Source organism: Streptomyces albidochromogenes (genome assembly GCF_005981925.1).
GTDB classification, from domain to species: Bacteria; Actinomycetota; Actinomycetes; order Streptomycetales; family Streptomycetaceae; genus Streptomyces; species Streptomyces albidochromogenes.
Map to the genome: position 1 here is coordinate 1 of NZ_VBVX01000568.1, position 1,887 is coordinate 1,887.

Below are 1,887 nucleotides of genomic sequence, written 5' to 3' on the forward strand. Positions count from 1 at the left end.
GTCCAGGGGTCGGTGACGGTCTTCGACACGTGGACGCGCAGGTCCCAGCCGTGGCGGTCGGAGATCTCGTCCAGCTGGCCGGCGGCCTGCTCGCACCAGGGCCATTCGGTGGCCCAGTGCGCGGCGTCGATCAGCGCGAGGGGCGTCTGTTCGCGGGCCTCGGAGGCCGGGTGGTGGCGCAGGTCGGCCGTGACGAAGGCGTCGACGCCGGCCGCCCGTACGTCGGCGAACAGACTGTCGCCGGAGCCGCCGCTGACGGCCACCGTGCTGATGAGCGCGTCCGGGTCGCCGGCGACGCGGATGCCCTGCGCGGTGGCGGGCAGCCGGGCGGCGACGCGGGCGGCGAAGTGGCCGAGGGTGGCCGGGGGGTCGAGCGCGCAGATGCGGCCGAGGCCGCGCCGGCCCTGTGCGTCGGTGGGGTCGGGCACCAGCGGCCCGGTCACGCGCAGGTCCAGGGCGCCGGCGAGGGCGTCGGAGACGCCGGGGTCGGCGCTGTCGGCGTTGGTGTGGGCGACGTGCAGCGCGATGTCGTTCTTGATGAGGGTGTGCACGGCGCGGCCCTTGAAGGTGGACGCCGCGACCGTCGTCGTGCCGCGCAGGTAGAGCGGGTGGTGGGTGACGAGGAGGTTCGCGCCGAGCCGTACGGCTTCGTCGACGGTCTCCTGGACCGGGTCGACGGCGAACAGGACCCGGGTCACCTCGGCGTCGGGGTCGCCGCAGACCGTACCGACCGCGTCCCAGCTCTCGGCCCGCTCGGGGGGCCAGAGGGCGTCGAGCGCGGCGATGACTTCAGACAGACGGGGCACGCAGACAGGTTACCTGCGACGAGTGCCCCGCCCACCATGGCGTACGCGGCCCGCCCGGCCGGGGCACGCGGGGGTCGGGAGCGCCGGCTTTGTCGACATGAGGACATCGCGCAGCACACCAGCCCCGCCGACCTCAGCGGAACCGGACAGCGGCCACCCTTATGTGTGAAGTGGGCGGTCTCGTGTTGTTCGGCAGGAAGTGCGAAAACTAGCTTCGTTCGCCGGAGGTGATGGCCTGATGACGGCCTGTGCCATCGAGACCGCGGCCGACGGTGACGCGGTGCGTGAGGCGGTGTTCACGATCGCCGCCGACGGTTCGTACGCCGCGCGGCTGGCCGGTGAGGGCGACGCGCGGTTCCCCGAGCGGTGGACGCTGGGCGGCCCCGAGCCGTACGCCGTGCCGCTGCCGGCCGACCAGCCCGAGGAGCCGGACACCGGTCTGCTGCCGCTGGCGGACGGGCGGGTGCTGATCCACCGCCGCGAGGGAGGCGCCTCGCACGCCTTCGGCGGGGGCGCGGGGCGGCACTCCTTCTCGCTGCTGTACCCGACGGGACCGCGCACCGGGGAGCTCCCGGTGGGCGCGGTCGAGTGCGAGCGGCTGGAGCTGCTGCCGCCGGCGCCGGACGGCTCGCGGGCGTACGCCCTGTCCGTCGGCGAGCGGTCCACGACGGTGTGGCAGGTGGCGGGCGGCGCCTTCGGCCCGGAGTACGTGGCCGAGGTCGCGGGGCGCTGCTCGGGTGGCGTCTGGCTCGACCGTACGGGCCGGATGCTCGCCCTGGACCGGGAGTCCGACGGGGTGACGAAGGCGGTGGCGGTCGACCTGGAGCGGGGCGGGGAAGTGACGCCGCTGCTGCAGATCGCGGAGGGCAGCAACGACCGGCTGCTGCTGGCCGATCCGGACAGCGGGCTGCTGCTGATCCGGTCGGACGCGCCGGGGCGCGACCGGCTGGGGTGGGGTGTGCTGGGCAGCATGCTGCCGGTGCGCTTCCCGGAGTGCCTGGCGCCGGCCGACTGCGCGGTGGCGCCGTTCGCGGTGCAGCCGGGGCAGGTGCTGACGCCGGAGAGCTGCGCGGTGGCGCTG

Annotated in this window: 1 protein-coding gene and 1 pseudogene; one reads left to right on the plus strand and one right to left on the minus strand. The window is 75.0% G+C overall.

The window, feature by feature from the left end; genetic code table 11:
- Positions 1–806, minus strand: an 806-nt coding sequence (locus E2E34_RS33880; protein WP_138905655.1) for a Nif3-like dinuclear metal center hexameric protein, incomplete at its 3' end; no start/stop codon positions are given.
- A gap of 238 nt (positions 807–1,044) precedes the next feature.
- Between E2E34_RS33880 and E2E34_RS33885 the strand changes: the two are divergent.
- Positions 1,045–1,887, plus strand: a pseudogene (locus tag E2E34_RS33885) (hypothetical protein); the annotation flags it as partial.